15 protein-coding genes and 1 pseudogene are annotated in these 13283 nt (G+C 60.7%); 7 read left to right on the top strand and 9 right to left on the bottom strand.

Going from position 1 to position 13283, the window contains the following annotated elements; genetic code table 11:
• Nucleotides 1-18 precede the first annotated feature (18 nt).
• The 3 genes from ACZ1HN_RS21865 (at nt 19) to ACZ1HN_RS21855 (ending at nt 2773) form a co-directional block, all read left to right on the top strand.
• The gene (locus tag ACZ1HN_RS21865) at nt 19-1008 is read left to right on the top strand and encodes an NAD(P)H-quinone oxidoreductase (protein ID WP_472729021.1); all 990 of its coding nucleotides are present in this window, start codon (nt 19-21) and stop codon (nt 1006-1008) included.
• 350 nt (nt 1009-1358) lie between these two features.
• Nucleotides 1359-1907 (top strand): TetR/AcrR family transcriptional regulator, encoded by a 549-nt coding sequence (locus ACZ1HN_RS21860; RefSeq protein WP_472729020.1) that lies wholly within the window; start codon nt 1359-1361, stop codon nt 1905-1907.
• Nucleotides 1904-2773 (top strand): sterol desaturase family protein, encoded by an 870-nt coding sequence (locus tag ACZ1HN_RS21855; RefSeq protein ID WP_472729019.1) that lies wholly within the window; start codon nt 1904-1906, stop codon nt 2771-2773. Before ACZ1HN_RS21860 ends, ACZ1HN_RS21855 begins: the two co-directional genes overlap by 4 nt.
• On the opposite strand, the gene ACZ1HN_RS21850 is transcribed toward ACZ1HN_RS21855, so the two are convergent.
• Nucleotides 2753-3379: a ribonuclease T2 family protein gene (locus ACZ1HN_RS21850; protein WP_472729018.1), complete on the bottom strand. Its 627-nt coding sequence runs from the start codon at nt 3377-3379 to the stop codon at nt 2753-2755. The genes ACZ1HN_RS21855 and ACZ1HN_RS21850 overlap by 21 nt on opposite strands.
• Before the next feature lie 126 nt (nt 3380-3505).
• Between ACZ1HN_RS21850 and ACZ1HN_RS21845 the strand changes: the two are divergent.
• Nucleotides 3506-4259 (top strand): annotated as a pseudogene (locus ACZ1HN_RS21845) (DUF1013 domain-containing protein).
• Between the two features lie 20 nt (nt 4260-4279).
• On the opposite strand, the gene ACZ1HN_RS21840 reads toward ACZ1HN_RS21845, so the two are convergent.
• Complete coding sequence (locus ACZ1HN_RS21840) at nt 4280-5176, bottom strand: LysR substrate-binding domain-containing protein (RefSeq protein WP_472729017.1); 897 nt, start codon at nt 5174-5176, stop codon at nt 4280-4282.
• A 141-nt stretch (nt 5177-5317) separates the two neighbouring features.
• Between ACZ1HN_RS21840 and ACZ1HN_RS21835 the strand changes: the two genes are divergently transcribed.
• Nucleotides 5318-6001, top strand: a complete 684-nt coding sequence (locus ACZ1HN_RS21835) for an isochorismatase family protein (protein ID WP_472729016.1) — start codon at nt 5318-5320, stop codon at nt 5999-6001.
• A 77-nt stretch (nt 6002-6078) separates the two neighbouring features.
• Complete coding sequence (ltaE, locus tag ACZ1HN_RS21830; protein WP_472729015.1) at nt 6079-7119, top strand: low-specificity L-threonine aldolase; 1041 nt, start codon at nt 6079-6081, stop codon at nt 7117-7119.
• Here ltaE and ACZ1HN_RS21825 read toward each other — a convergent pair.
• Together ACZ1HN_RS21825 and recR are read right to left on the bottom strand one after the other, a co-directional pair.
• The gene (locus ACZ1HN_RS21825; RefSeq protein WP_472729014.1) at nt 7107-8000 is read right to left on the bottom strand and encodes a DMT family transporter; all 894 of its coding nucleotides are present in this window, start codon (nt 7998-8000) and stop codon (nt 7107-7109) included. The genes ltaE and ACZ1HN_RS21825 overlap by 13 nt on opposite strands.
• Nucleotides 8001-8282: 282 nt before the next feature.
• Nucleotides 8283-8876, bottom strand: a complete 594-nt coding sequence (gene recR / locus ACZ1HN_RS21820) for a recombination mediator RecR (protein WP_299208575.1) — start codon at nt 8874-8876, stop codon at nt 8283-8285.
• Nucleotides 8877-9018: 142 nt separating this feature from the next.
• Here recR and ACZ1HN_RS21815 point away from each other — a divergent pair, with 142 nt between their 5' ends.
• Complete coding sequence (locus ACZ1HN_RS21815) at nt 9019-9600, top strand: hypothetical protein (protein WP_472729013.1); 582 nt, start codon at nt 9019-9021, stop codon at nt 9598-9600.
• Here ACZ1HN_RS21815 and ACZ1HN_RS21810 read toward each other — a convergent pair.
• The 5 genes from ACZ1HN_RS21810 to ACZ1HN_RS21790 all read right to left on the bottom strand — a co-directional run bounded on the left by ACZ1HN_RS21810 (nt 9597) and on the right by ACZ1HN_RS21790 (nt 13201).
• Entirely contained in the window at nt 9597-9941 is a 345-nt protein-coding gene (locus tag ACZ1HN_RS21810) for a YbaB/EbfC family nucleoid-associated protein (protein ID WP_189368109.1), read from the bottom strand. The genes ACZ1HN_RS21815 and ACZ1HN_RS21810 overlap by 4 nt on opposite strands.
• Nucleotides 9942-10292 (bottom strand): hypothetical protein, encoded by a 351-nt coding sequence (locus tag ACZ1HN_RS21805; RefSeq protein WP_472729012.1) that lies wholly within the window; start codon nt 10290-10292, stop codon nt 9942-9944.
• Nucleotides 10293-10339: 47 nt separating this feature from the next.
• Nucleotides 10340-10687 carry a hypothetical protein gene (locus tag ACZ1HN_RS21800; protein WP_472729011.1) on the bottom strand — a complete coding sequence of 116 codons (348 nt, stop codon included), beginning with the start codon at nt 10685-10687 and terminating at the stop codon, nt 10340-10342.
• A gap of 68 nt (nt 10688-10755) precedes the next feature.
• Nucleotides 10756-12507 carry a DNA polymerase III subunit gamma/tau gene (locus ACZ1HN_RS21795; RefSeq protein ID WP_472729010.1) on the bottom strand — a complete coding sequence of 584 codons (1752 nt, stop codon included), beginning with the start codon at nt 12505-12507 and terminating at the stop codon, nt 10756-10758.
• 145 nt (nt 12508-12652) lie between these two features.
• On the bottom strand, nt 12653-13201 hold the full coding sequence (locus tag ACZ1HN_RS21790; protein WP_299208564.1) for a TetR/AcrR family transcriptional regulator: 549 nt from the start codon (nt 13199-13201) through the stop codon (nt 12653-12655).
• Nucleotides 13202-13283 lie beyond the last annotated feature (82 nt).

Below are 13283 nucleotides of genomic sequence, written 5' to 3'. Positions count from 1 at the left end.
AAAACGAAAGGGATCAGAATGGCTCAGGACATGCGCGCTGTCGAAATCACCAAACCCGGCGGACCGGATGTGCTGCAGCCCGTCACCCGTCCACGTCCCACAGCGGATCACGGCCAGGTCGTAATTGAAGTGGCTTGGGCCGGTGTGAACCGACCGGACGCGCTCCAAAGGGCTGGCCTGTACAACCCGCCGCCGAATGCAAGCGACCTGCCGGGTCTTGAAGCGTCGGGCACAATTGTCGAGGTCGGTCCGGGCGTAAGCGGCTGGGCTGTCGGGGACAAGGTCTGTGCCCTGCTGCCCGGTGGCGGCTACGCCGAGTATGTTGCGACACCCGCCGCCCATTGTCTGCCGGTTCCGGACGGTATGGGACTCAAGGAAGCGGCCTGCCTGCCCGAAACCTATTTCACGGTGTGGTCCAATGTCTTCATCCGCGGAGGCTTGACGGGCGGCGAACGCTTTCTTGTGCATGGGGGGTCATCCGGGATCGGTACAACCGCAATACAGTTGGCCAATCATTTTGGCGCACGTGTGTTTGCCACGGCCGGATCCGAAGAAAAATGCCAGGCATGCCGCGATTTGGGCGCCGAGGTGGCCATCAACTACCGCGAGGACGATTTCAAACAAGTGATGAAGGACGAGGGCGGCGCGCACCTGATCCTGTGCATGGTCGGCGGCCCTTACATTGCCAGGAACCTGTCGGCACTGGCGGATGACGGACGGCTGGTGCAGATCGCATTTCTTCAAGGCCCGAAGGCCGAGGTCAACTTTGCCCAGCTCATGACCCGCAGGCTGACCATGACCGGCAGCACATTGCGACCGCAAAGCGATCTGGCCAAGGCACGCATCGCTCAGGATTTGCGGGAAGCGGTATGGCCACTGCTGTCGGCGGGTCGGATCAGGCCGGTGATGGATTCCGAGTTCCCGCTGGACGATGCCACGGGTGCACACGCGCGCATGGAAAGCTCGGGTCATATCGGGAAGATTGTTTTGGAAGTCGCAGGCGGCTAGGGCGTGATCCAAAGGCCGCCTGTCGGCGACACTATTGTCCAGGGGGCTCTGCCCCCGTCCTTCGGACTCCCCCGTGGTATTTTCAGTCAGAAGAAACGAAGCGTTAAGGTTAACGTGCTCCTTTCTTGAGGCGGTATAGGCTGTGGAGCCGATGACCGTGTCAGGAGAAGCAGCAGCTTTCCCCGTTCGCCCGCGGTGCTCACACTGGATGAGTGGCGCGGGCGATTTCGTTTCTTCTGACTGAAAATACCACCGCCGGAGGCTCCGACACGTGTCGGCTGCGCCCGAGGCTGAAAATGAATTGATCCGGTCTCCTTGAACATCAAACCGAATCGAGACATATATGTCTCATGCGAGACAAAGATGTATCAAAAATAGATCATATCCTCGAAGCGGCGTTCGAGGTTTTCAGCCAAAACCCAGGCGCATCGCTGGCCGATGTCGCCAAGCAGGCGGGTGTTGGACGCGCAACGCTGCACCGTCATTTCGCGGGGCGCGATGACCTGATGATCGCGCTGACGTTGACCGCGGCCAAGGAACTGGATGCCGCGGTTGAGGAGGCCACAGCCAATTGCCAAACCTATTCCGAAGGGTTGGAAGCCGGGCTGCAGGCCATTCTTCCGCTGGCGGCCCGGCACATGTTCCTGTCAACCGACCCAGCCAGCCAGGATCCGCGTGTGACCGAGGTCTATGCCACGCAAACACGCGATCTCGCCCATGACATCGACATGGCCAAGGCCGAAGGCAACTTCGATCCGCATGTCCCCACCGAATGGATCGTGCAGGCCTACGAAAACCTGATCTACGCTGGCTGGGCCACGGTCGTTGCCGGTGATGCAACTCCGAAACAGGCCGCCGCTCTGGCCTGGCGTACCCTGACAAAAGGAACCTGCCCATGACCCCTGCAAGTCTGGAAACACTTGGCACCCAGATCGATGAAGTGTTCTTTTTCATTGGCATCGCCATCCTGTTGATTGAACTGGCCGAGGTCTTGTTCAAAGGCAGCCACAAGGGGCGCACGATTGCTGAGATGTTGGTAAGTGCCAGCACCCAAATACCGTCGATCGCCGTGCAGGTCTTCATCCTGACGGGTGCCTACATCGTCTACTATATCTTGGCCGAAATCGCGCAGCCCTGGCAGATTCCGCTGACTTGGTGGGGCATCCTGCTGGTCGTGATTGCAGCCGACCTGACCTACTACTGGGAACACCGGATTGCACATGAGGTGCGTGTGCTCTGGACCCAGCACGCGGTCCACCATTCCTCGCGCGATTACAATATAATTACCGGCATCCGCTTCGGCCCGCTTGAGGGTGTCTGGAGCCTGATCGCTCACATCCCATTGGTCTTCCTTGGTTTTTCGCCCGAGATGATCTTTTTCGGCATCATCGTGGTGCTGGCCTACCAGACGTGGATTCATACGGAAGTGATCGGCAAGCTGAGATGGTTCGACAAGGTTATGAACAGCCCGGCCAACCACCGCGTCCACCACGGCTGCGACGATAAGTATATCGACAAGAACTATGGCGGCATCACCGTGATCTGGGATCAGCTTTTCGGCACCTACCAGGCCGAGGAAGAGACGCCGCGCTATGGCCTAAAACGCGACTTTGACAGCCGCAATCCCATCCGCGTCTGGTTCTCGGAGCTTCCCGGTCTTTGGCACGATGTCGTCAACGCCCGCAGCTGGGGAGAGGCGTGGCGCTACCTGATGCGGCCCCCGGGCTGGACGCCGGGCGGAACCTCAGCGGATCGGAGTGAATAGCGCATCGCGCGCCGTGCAATCGCGCACCACATCCTGACCGCACGGCACCGGATCAAGATCGCGGGACAGGCATATCCGGGCTTCCTGGATATGCCCATCGCGGCAGGTGATGGTTACGCCGTCGGCTTCCATGTCCGGATTGGATTGCAGGAACGCCTCTTCCACCACGGATGCGGGCAACTTGACCGTTTTGTCGAGCTTGCGGAACACAGGCGGGCGGATCACGCGGCCATACGCCTCGCGCGACAGGGCATAGTAGGCGGGTGCTGACAGGCCGGAACACACCCCGTGTTTCTTCCACTGGTGCCACGCCAAACCGGATGTGCCCATGATGTCCGCCATGTCCCGCGTCATCGCACGGCTGGGCGGACGCTCGGCTGTTTGGCAGTATTCGGGCCAGCCGCGATGGTATTGCGGCCACAGCCCATGCATAATCCACCCGTGATCATGCCGCGCATCGCATTGGTCGGATCCGCGCGCGTCCCCTTCGTAGGCGCACCAGTTCGGCGACCAACTCAGCGACAGGACGTAATAGTCAAACTCGCCTGATCGATCCTGCGCCCAGGCCCCCGCTGCCATAGCCAGCCAAATCAAAACAACACGCATCAGGCTTCCCTTTTCCGATCGATCCGACTATATCGCGTCCAAGTTCCCCTACAACGGAAACCCGCCTTGGACCCCAAGGCCGCCTCTTTCAGGCGACGGGAAAGATATGCATAGGAGCATGTGACAATGGCAAAACCGATCATGGCCAAGGCAACCGCCGTCTGGCTGGTGGACAACACGACGATCAGCTTCAAGCAGATCGCTGACTTTGTCGAAATGCACGAACTGGAAGTGCAGGGCATCGCCGATGGTGATGTGGCGGCGGGCGTCAAAGGCTTTGATCCCATTGCCAACAACCAGTTGACGCAAGAAGAAATCGACGCTGCAGAACAGAACCCGCTGCACAAGCTGAAACTGAAGTTTAACGCCGCCGCCGTGGGCGAGGAAAAGCGCCGTGGCCCGCGTTATACGCCCCTGTCCAAACGGCAGGACCGCCCGGCTGCGATCTACTGGCTGGTCAAGTTCCATCCGGAACTGACCGACGGCCAGATATCGAAACTCGTGGGCACGACCAAGCCGACGATCCAGTCGATCTCGCGAGCGCACGCACTGGAACATCTCGAACATCCAGCCGGTCGATCCGGTGGCCCTTGGTCTGACCAAGCAGTCCGAACTGGATGCTGCCGTTCAGAAAGCCGCCTCCAAGAAAGCGGCAGAGGGCAGTGTGATGTCCGATGACGAACGCCGCAAACTGGTCAGCACCGAACAGTCGCTCGGCATGGAAGCCGAACCCAAGATCCCGACAGCCATCGAAGGGCTCGAAACCTTCTCGCTTGCGGACGATGACGAGGACGACAAAGAAGACGAAAGCACGCTGGTCGATGCCGACAGCTTCTTCAACCTGCCCAAAGGCGACGGCGAAGAAGACGAACAGCCCTAATCTAGTGCTTCAATTGATGGTCAGGGCAGCAACTGCCCTGGCATGACGTCCGACATGTGATCGATGAACGCCCGCACCGCCGGGCGCATCAACCGGCGTGATGTGAACGCCAGATGCACAGGCGCACGGCGCGTGTGCCAGCCGGGCAGTACGCGGCGCAGCGCCCCATCTGCAACGGCTGGCGCGGCCACGATGTCCGGCAACACCACCACCAGATCCGAACGGACCGCCGTTTCCAGCAACAGCCACGGGTTCATTGCGATCATGCGCGGTTGGACGGAAACCTCATGCACGTGCCCCTCGGGCGACGTGATGTGCAAGCTGGGGGTCGCGGACATGCCTGGATGCATCAGCCCAACCGGACAAGTGGCCAGATCATCCAGGTTTGCGCATCCGGCAGCTTTCGGTCCGCAGAACAGGCTGGCAAAGACCGTGCCCATCGGTTTCGCGATGATCTCATCATTTTCGGGCGGGCCAACCCGCACAACGGCATCGAACCGCTCTTCAATCAGATCGACATGCCGATCCGACAGGTCTACCTCCAGCGCGCACTCGGGATAGGCTGCCAGAAACCCCGCCGCTGCCGGAGCCAACAGCGCCTGACCAAAGATCGTCGGTGTGCTGATGCTGACTGTCCCGCTGAGGACAGCGCGCAACCCATCTATGGTCAGCTCTGCCGTCTCGGCCGCTGCAACTATGCGTCGGGCCTCGTGGGCCGCGACCTCACCGGCCTCCGTGATACACACCTTGCGTGAGGTGCGCTCGAACAGGCGCAACCCGGCCCGCTCCTCCATCTTGGCGATCCGCCGGCTGACGGTTGTTGTCGGCACCTTCAACACACGGGCGGTGCCGGCAAAACTGCCGCACTGACGCAGCTCGACCAGAATACGCGCATCTACCAGATCGCTGATGATCATCCCATTTCCGCCATTGCTGCATTCCGAATTTGTTCAATTGTTTCAATACGATCCCGGGCCATGTCATGGCGCGGCGGGGCCAGAGTGTTGGTGACACGGACCCGCCGGTCAATTCAAGACAGAACCCAGGAGAGACCCAAAATGGCACTACCCGCTTCCGACCTGACCCCCGACAACTGCGTGTTTCTGATGATCGACCACCAGGTCGGGCTCATGCAGTTCCTCCCATCGATCGACCCGCTCCAACTCAAGAACAACATCCTCGGCCACGCCCGCACGGCCAAGGCATTCGACATTCCCGTCATCATGGGCACAAGCTGGCCGGATGGCCCCAACGGGCCAACCATGCCGGAACTAAAAACCCTGTTCCCGGACGTGAACGTGATCGACCGCCCCTTCGTGAACTTCTGGAAAGACGACGCATCCCGCGCGGCGGTTGAGGCCACGGGGCGGCGCAAGCTGGTCATCTCAGGCCTCGCAACCGAGGTATGTGCGGCATTCCCGGCCATTTCGGCCCTGCGTGACGGCTACGAAACCTACGTCGTGCTGGACGCCTGCGCCGACTTCAACCCGATGATCCAGCAGGTGACAACTCAACGGCTGGCGGCAGCCGGGGTGATTGTCACCACATGGGTCGCGGTTCTGGCAGAGCTTGCCTCGAACACCGAAGTCAACGGCCAGCATATCGGGCGCTTGCTGGGCGACCATATGGGCCAATACTACGCCGCGATGAACAACTTCCTCGGAACCGCAGCACATACGGATGCCGTGCGCGAAGGGGTCGGGCTGACGGGAAATCCACCAATCCCGGCTATCCTCGACTGACCGGTCCGGCCTTGCGTTCCCGGCGGGTGCGCCTACGATTGGCGTGCCCGTATCCATGTCCCGCAAAGGCGCACCCCATGAACCAATATGCTCAGGTCGAGGGCGACAGCCCCGCTAACATCATCTGCGATCTGCGCAGTGACACCGTCACGCGGCCCGATGCTGCGATGCGCAAGGCAATGGCCGACGCGGATGTGGGCGATGACGTCTTTGGCGATGACCCGACGGTCAATCGGCTCGAAGCGACGCTGGCCGAACGGCTTGGGAAAGAAGCGGGGCTGTTCCTGACCTCGGGCACGCAAAGCAACTTCGTTGGCATGCTGGCGCATTGCGCACGGGGCGAAGAGATCATCACAGGCCGCCCCTATCACATATACAGATACGAGGCTAAAGGCGCCTCCGTTCTGGGCGGCATAGGGTTCGAGGCGTTGGATGTCGCCGATGACGGAGCACTCAACCCGTCCGACATCACCACAGCGGTGAAAGAGGATGACCCCCACATGCCGATCACCCGGCTTCTGGGGCTGGAAAACACGCACAACGGCATGGCAATCCCGCTCACCCGACTGGGTGACGCGGTGCAGGCAGGCCGCGACGCGGGGTTGGCCGTACATCTGGATGGTGCGCGCTATTTCAATGCCGTGGCCGCGCTCAATTGCCCCGAAACCGCGCTGGCCGACATGTTCGACAGTGTCTCGATCTGTCTGTCCAAGGGGCTGGGCGCCCCCGTCGGCTCAGTCCTCGTCGGCCCTCAGGACCTGATCGACCGCGCCCGCCGCTATCGCAAGATGCTGGGCGGCGGCACACGGCAGGCCGGCATCCTTGCCGCCGCTGGCCTTCATGCGCTGGATCACAACACCACCCGCCTGACCGAAGACCATTCCCGCGCCACTGTACTCGCTGACGCCCTGAGACAGTACGGAGGCGTACAGCAAGCCACCAACATGATCTTTTTCACGCCGCCCGGCGGGGTCACTGCGGACTTGCCGCACCACATGGCCGCTCACGGCGTTCAATTGACCGGGGCCACCGGCACAACACGGCTCGTACTGCACAAGGATGTCACCGATGACGGGTTGCAAGCCGCGATCACCGGGTTCCGCAGCTATTTCGATTGATCCCGAACAGCCCGTGACCCGGCAAAGGTCACAACCAGTGCTGCAAAGGTGATGGCAAACACACCCAGCAAGCCGGTGACACCGGGAAAGACCGAAAACAGGATCAGGTCAAAGCCCAAGGCCCAGATCAATCCGGTGAAATCGAACGGGGCCAGCGCACTGACCGGCGCGCGGGCCACCGCTTCGTTTGCCACGATGTGACCGACACCGCCGATTACGCCTGCCAGTACCAGCCAACCCAGCACCGCCGCGTTCAGCGCCACCCAGCCAAGGGGCAGGGTGGCCAGACCGATGACCGCCGACACCACGGCAAAGTAAAACGCAATGGTCGACGAGCTTTCGGTCAGCGTCATCGTCTTCGTATGCACCCGGACAAAGGCCATGGTCACGGCGTAGGCCAGCCCGGCGGCAACGCCGATCAACGCTCCATCACCCGGTCGCTCGAACGCATCCCACAACAGCAACAGGACCCCGCCAAAGCCTAGGGCGATGGCAATGAAAATGGCGTTCGAAAGCCGTTCCTTCAGCATCAGGGCGGCCAGCGGCAGAACCAGCACGGGCGCGAGGTAGGCCAGCGCCTGCGCATTCGCGACCGGCAGATAGGCCAGCGATAGAAAGGACATCGCCATGGAAAATGCCCCGAACACGCTACGCGTGACATGCAGGCCCGGTCGGGTCGTGCGCAGACCGTGGGGAAAGTCACCCAGCCACATCATGTACAGGCAGATCGGCACCAGCGCGACGGCAGACCGCCAGAACATGATCTGGCCGATGGGCACGGTTTCAGCTGCACCATGCACGGCCGCTGACATCGCGGTCATCAGAAAGGCAGCCAGCAGGCGCAGGCCCACGCCCTGCAGAAAGTCTTTGCGCGATGTCATATGTGCTGTGTGTCAGAACGGGGTGGGGCGGGCAATCGGTTCCCGCGGCACTGCACAAAACTTAATCAAGAGTTATCAAGCCCTTGGAAACGTTAAGATGCCACGATCCTGAACGGGGTGTTAACGCTGTGCCATGTCGCAAAAGGTGCAGTTTGCGCGGCAAAATGTGCAGTTTCTGAAAATGGGCGGAATTTGCTTGGGATATCGCGTCTGGAAATATGCAGTTTCTGGTCCAAAATGCGCAGTTCGCCAAAATTGGCCCACCGAACGGTGGCTTAAGACCTACAGCGCTTTCCGCGCATTCAGCGCTGCCGTGATCGTCCCGTCGTCCAGATAATCCAGCTCGCCCCCAATCGGCACCCCTTGAGCCAGCGACGTCAGCTTGACCTGACCTTCAAGCTGATCGGCGATGTAATGGGCGGTCGTCTGACCGTCGATCGTGGCGTTCAGGGCCAGAATGACCTCGGTGATGTTCTCGGTCTGCACCCGGTCGATCAGCCGTGGAATCCGCAGCTCGTCGGGGCCAATAGCATCCAGCGCAGACAGCGTTCCGCCCAGTACATGATAGCGTCCCTTGAACACACCCGCCCGCTCCATCGCCCACAGATCGGACACATCCTCGACCACGCAAAGTTCTGAATTCGCACGTTTTTCTGACGCGCATATATCGCAGATGTCGCTTGTGCCGACGTTCCCGCAATTCAGGCATTCCCGCGCCGTGGCAGCGACGGTCTGCATCAGGTCAGCCAAGGGGGTCAGCAACAGTGCCTGCTTGCGGATCAGGTGCAGAACAGCCCGCCGGGCAGAGCGGGGGCCAAGACCCGGCAGCTTCGCCATCATCTCGATCAGGTTGTCTATGTCACGGGTGCTGCTCATTCCCTTGATCCTATTGCGCTTTTGGCAGAACAAAAAGGGTCTATTGCGGTTCACCAGTTCGAAATGAAATGAAGTTAGCCTGTGCTAAATCAGCAATGAAAACAGGCAAATGCAACGCTCTCTTTCCCGATCAACGCTTGCAGTGACTGCACTTCTGCTGTGGCACAACATGGCACTGGCGTGCGCCTATCCGGTCCCCTTGCGGGTTGCCAATGGGACACTGCTGTCTGTCCTTGACGGCGGCGGAAACGTGTCTGTGCACCAACGGGACCGTTTGGCGCGGGCCATGGCGCAGATGTCACCAGAGGTGGTGAAGCGAACCCTGTCACAGGACGCACGGCGTCGAGATGCCCGCGCGGCACATGCCGTAATCGACACCGCACTTGCCTTGGCAAGCGGTCGGGGGGTGACCGTAGATGAAGGTTTGCGTGACCACGTTGTGCGTCTTGATCAGGCGGTTGACGCGTCGTGCTCAGGCAGTGATAGCGCCGTCAGCGGCAGCGAGGACGCAGACGGCGCGGAACATGGCGTGACGCGGCCAACAGATCGCGGCGAACGCTCCCTCACATTTCGCGAGGGGGTCAAACGGCTAAGCCTGACATTCACCATTTACATGGTGTTTTTGGCGTTCTTGTTCGGACTGCGTAGACATTTGCGCCAGCGCTCGACCGAGGCAACCTCAGCATCAGAACCGCTGCAAGCGCATGATGCCAAAGCGTCCTAGAACGGCAATTTCATCCCCGGTGGCAGGCCCAGACCTTCGGTCAGTTTGCCCATCTCTTCCTGCGCGCGCTCTTGCGCCTTGGCTTGCGCGTCCTTGATGGCGGCAAGGATCAGGTCCTCGACCACTTCCTTGTCGTCGCCGTTGAAGATCGATGGATCGATGTCGAGCGCGGTCAATTCGCCCTTGGCCGTGGCTGTAGCCTTGACCAGTCCCGCGCCGCTTTCGCCAGTGACCATGACGTTGTGCAACTCGTCCTGCATCTCGGCCATCTTGGTCTGCATTTCCTGGGCTTTCTTCATCATCCCGGCCATATCGCCAAGCCCGCCAAGTCCCTTGAACATCTAACTCTCCGATCCATCTGCGCCGCTTGCCCGCGGCTTCGTATATAAAACAATCCCGACACATATCGCAGCGACGGCCGCGATGAACAAGGTGGGTGGACCAATGCAGCCCTCAACCATCGCCAGTCCCCGGACACCCGTTGGGTCCGCCATGGTGACGACGGTGATGAACACGGTCCACAGGATCACCGCAGCCAACCCAACCCACTGGTGACGAAATCGCAGCGCAATGAGCGACAGCAACAACAAGGCGACGCCGGCTGGCGACAGAAAAAGGCTGATCGCTTCGCCCACCATGCCCACGGGGGCGCCGTCCCAACCGGGGCGCGCCTTGTCACAGACTTCAGCCATGGCTGCTTGGGGCAAAATGCTGAGGTGCAAAAGGAAGTATGCCGATTTCATTTTGCCATCCTCAAAACAGTGCGACCCATACGGAACAAGCCAAACAAAGCAATTGCTGCGAGCACGGCCCACCACAGTTCTTGATTACCTATGCAGCCCTCACGCTTCGCCTGCCATCGCGCGTCATCCAGAAAAAGCGGATCTACAAACAGCAAGGCATACCCAGAGATGATGAGCACGCCGAGAAGCACAAGCTTCAGTTTCTTCTGCAAAACGAGAGCAATCGAAAGACCGACCAGAATTGCCGTGAATGGGTTTGAAAGCTGACCAAAGACCTCTTCGAACATATTGACATGGGTTCCATCCCAATAGGGGCGCACCTTGTCGCAGACATCTGCCCACACGATGTTCGGAAAAACAGTTGCAGCGATTCCAAGCCCGCAACCCTGTCCCCGCGGGGACAGGAGGTGCATCAGTCCTCTTCGAAGGGGTCCCATTCGTCGTCCACTTCTGGCAGCGCTTCGATATGGGCCTCTTGCGCAATCTCTTCGGGTGTGCGGATTGCGGTGATCCTGGCCTTGGGAAACTGCTCCATGACCGCCTGCACCAGCGGGTGTGCTTCAGCTTTGGACTTCAGCTCCAGATCGGCGGCATCGCGCACCTCGGCAATTGTCTTGCCACCGCCGTCACTGACAATCGACACGCCCCAACGGTTGCCGGTCCACAGCTGCAGTCGGGCACCTAGACGCTGCGCCAGATCCCGCGGCGCGTCCTCGGTTGGTTGAAATTCGATCCGCCCGGGCTGATAGGCCGCCAAACGAAGCGTCGTTTCCACTTCGACCAGCAATTTCACATCCCGGTTCGACCGGATCAGTTCAATCACATGTTCAAATGTCGGATAGCGGGCCAGCGCTTCGGCCGGGTCCTGCGCCAGAGCGGTTGCCTGCCCATGGGCCGATGGGTTCGTCGCCATCCGTGTCTGGGCCTGCTGCACCGCCTGCGCGCCCGATGGCGTTCCTGCGCCTGTGGCGCCACCATTCCCAACGGGCGCGGCAGGCGGTGGGCTGTCCTGCAGCTTTTTCACCAGATCACCCGGGCTGGGCAGGTCCGCCACATGGGTCAGCCGGATAATCGCCATCTCGGCAGCCATCATCGCGTTGGGCGCACTTGCCACTTCGTCCAACGCCTTGAGCAGCATCTGCCAAAGGCGCGTCAGCACACGCATCGGCAGCGTTTCCGCCATCTGCAGGCCCCGGCTGCGTTCGTCCGGCGAAATGGTCGGGTCGTCGGCAGCCTCAGGCGTGATCTTCACGACCGAGGTCCAGTGCGTGATCTCGGCCAGATCGCGCAGCACCGCCATGGGGTCGGCGCCGTCGGCGTATTGTGCGCCCAGCTCGGTCAAGGCCCCGGCCGCGTCGCCCTTGAGGATCATGTCGAACAGGTCCAGCACGCGGCCCCGGTCAGCAAGGCCCAGCATGGCCCGCACCTGATCGGCGGTCGTCTCACCGGCACCATGGGAAATCGCTTGATCCAGAAGTGACGTCGCATCACGCGCCGACCCTTCGGCGGCGCGCGTGATCAACGCCAGCGCGTCATCTGCAATCTCTGCCCCTTCGGCGCCGGCGATCTTGCGCAGCAAGGCAATCATCACCTCCGGTTCGATCCGACGCAGGTCAAACCGCTGGCACCGCGACAGAACGGTGACCGGGACCTTGCGGATCTCGGTGGTGGCAAAGATGAACTTCACGTGGGCGGGCGGCTCTTCCAGTGTCTTCAGCAGCGCGTTGAACGCACTGTTCGACAGCATGTGCACCTCGTCGATGATGTAGATCTTGTAGCGCGCGGATGCGGCCCGGTAGTGGACGGAATCGATAATCTCGCGAATGTCATTCACGGATGTGTTCGAGGCGGCGTCCATCTCAAGCACGTCGACATGGCGCCCTTCCATGATCGCCACGCAGTGCTCGCATTCTCCGCAGGGCTCTGTGGTGGGACCACCGTTGCCGTCCGGTCCGATGCAGTTCATGCCCTTGGCGATGATGCGCGCGGTCGTCGTTTTGCCCGTTCCACGAATGCCCGTCATCACAAAGGCTTGGGCGATCCGGTCCGCCTCGAACGCGTTTTTCAGTGTGCGCACCATGGCGTCCTGACCGACAAGGTCGGCAAAGGTTTCGGGCCGGTATTTACGGGCCAGCACCTGATATTTCTGGGTCTCTTCTGACATGGGCCTTCGCGCGGATTCGGAGTGACCTGTGGACACTACGGGGCAGGGCGGGCGGCGTCCACCATTGCTGTCAGATCAGGCGCGGGATCGCTGCGCTTGCCTATCGATTCAAGTGGCTTGGAAAATACCGGTGCCATCGGCGTTGTTACAGCCGATCCGTCATCTTCCGGATAACGTCGGAACTGCGCCGTGCCCGTGCCAGTGCCCAACCGCCTTGTATCAGCATGAACAGATGTTCCGATTTGGCCTGCGCCTCCTCTGGACTCAGGCCCAGCCGCGCGGCGTGGTCCTGAACCTCGGCGATCCAGCCTTCGTAGATGTGACTGGCATGGTCCCGGAAATCTTCGTTGTCTGGGCCTTCGAACAGAGTGGCCGCGATGGGGCAGGTGTCCCAGCCCGTAATGTCGAACAGTTTGGCCAGCTTGAAACACAGTGTCTTTGCGCCGTCATTGAAGCTTTCGGCGCCGTCAAAGCTCGCCGCGATGAGGCGCAGCATTTCGTCCGACGCCGACGTGGCCGCCGCCATGGCAAGGTCGGATTTTCCATTGGGGAAATGGTGATACAGGGACCCCTTGGGCGCCTTGGCATCGGCCAGCAAATCGGCCAGCCCCACGCCGTGGTAGCCACGTGTGCGGAACAATGTGGCGGCTGACAGGATCAGGCGATCCTTGGTTGGAAGTGGTCGGTCGTTCATTCTTTGATCTTGACAGCATTAGACCGATTGGTCCAGCGTTGCAATTAGACCAAATGGTCTAGCGCTGCCACAAGGAGATGCT

This window comes from Tateyamaria sp. GN1-10, assembly GCF_055693845.1.
This window is presented reverse-complemented; position numbering and strand designations above follow the sequence as displayed.

What these genes read in the sequence shown, in the direction of transcription:
- ACZ1HN_RS21855 (WP_472729019.1), top strand. Translation starts at nt 1,904, where the DNA reads ATGACCCCTGCAAGTCTGGAAACACTTGGCACCCAGATCGATGAAGTG.
- ltaE (WP_472729015.1), top strand. Translation starts at nt 6,079, where the DNA reads ATGAACCAATATGCTCAGGTCGAGGGCGACAGCCCCGCTAACATCATC.
- ACZ1HN_RS21790 (WP_299208564.1), bottom strand. Translation starts at nt 13,201, where the DNA reads ATGAACGACCGACCACTTCCAACCAAGGATCGCCTGATCCTGTCAGCC.
- ACZ1HN_RS21865 (WP_472729021.1), top strand. Translation starts at nt 19, where the DNA reads ATGGCTCAGGACATGCGCGCTGTCGAAATCACCAAACCCGGCGGACCG.
- ACZ1HN_RS21810 (WP_189368109.1), bottom strand. Translation starts at nt 9,941, where the DNA reads ATGTTCAAGGGACTTGGCGGGCTTGGCGATATGGCCGGGATGATGAAG.
- ACZ1HN_RS21795 (WP_472729010.1), bottom strand. Translation starts at nt 12,507, where the DNA reads ATGTCAGAAGAGACCCAGAAATATCAGGTGCTGGCCCGTAAATACCGG.
- ACZ1HN_RS21825 (WP_472729014.1), bottom strand. Translation starts at nt 8,000, where the DNA reads ATGACATCGCGCAAAGACTTTCTGCAGGGCGTGGGCCTGCGCCTGCTG.
- ACZ1HN_RS21835 (WP_472729016.1), top strand. Translation starts at nt 5,318, where the DNA reads ATGGCACTACCCGCTTCCGACCTGACCCCCGACAACTGCGTGTTTCTG.
- recR (WP_299208575.1), bottom strand. Translation starts at nt 8,876, where the DNA reads ATGAGCAGCACCCGTGACATAGACAACCTGATCGAGATGATGGCGAAG.
- ACZ1HN_RS21850 (WP_472729018.1), bottom strand. Translation starts at nt 3,379, where the DNA reads ATGCGTGTTGTTTTGATTTGGCTGGCTATGGCAGCGGGGGCCTGGGCG.
- ACZ1HN_RS21840 (WP_472729017.1), bottom strand. Translation starts at nt 5,176, where the DNA reads ATGATCATCAGCGATCTGGTAGATGCGCGTATTCTGGTCGAGCTGCGT.
- ACZ1HN_RS21805 (WP_472729012.1), bottom strand. Translation starts at nt 10,292, where the DNA reads ATGGCTGAAGTCTGTGACAAGGCGCGCCCCGGTTGGGACGGCGCCCCC.
- ACZ1HN_RS21860 (WP_472729020.1), top strand. Translation starts at nt 1,359, where the DNA reads ATGCGAGACAAAGATGTATCAAAAATAGATCATATCCTCGAAGCGGCG.